This window comes from Aminobacter sp. P4_D5, from assembly GCF_056401815.1.
Genome location: NZ_JBFUIP010001456.1, coordinates 1 through 508 on the forward strand (window position 1 = coordinate 1; position 508 = coordinate 508).

At 68.7% G+C, this 508-nt stretch carries 1 protein-coding gene; it reads left to right on the forward strand.

Annotated elements, in window-relative coordinates; all coding sequences use genetic code 11:
- Nucleotides 1–508: acetate--CoA ligase family protein (locus AC1DWF_RS38940; protein WP_476843723.1), on the forward strand; the 508-nt coding region annotated here is incomplete at both ends.

The window sequence follows — 508 nt, forward strand, 5'->3', positions numbered from 1 at the left end:
GCGCAGCTCAATGGCCGCATGCACATCTTCGAGACCATCAGCCAGGCGATGATATCAGGCGCGGAACTCGGCTCCTTCGTCTTCTATCTCGCGCATCTCGGCCGCAACGTGGAACGCTTCCCGCCGCTGGAGAAGGCGCTGCTCGCACTGCGGAAGGCGGCGCCGGACCGGCTCGTCGTGGCCGTCATGACGCATATCGACGAGATCCGGCTGAAGCTGGAGGCGGCGGGCATCCCCGTCTTCGAGGATCCCTCGCGCGCCATCCGCGCCATCGCCGGCGCGACCTTCGTGCGTGAGCTGCAGGCGGCGGCCGTCGCGGCGCCGGATCTGGCGAAGGGCGCGCCGATCGCACTGGCCTCGAGGAACGAGGCAGCGGCGAAGGAGCTGCTGGCGAAGTCGGGCGTGCCGGTTCTGCCGGAGAGGGCCTGCGCCACTTCCGCCGAGGCGATTGCCGCGGCGACCGCGATGGACTTTCCGGTCGTGATGAAGATCCTGTCCGACGACATCC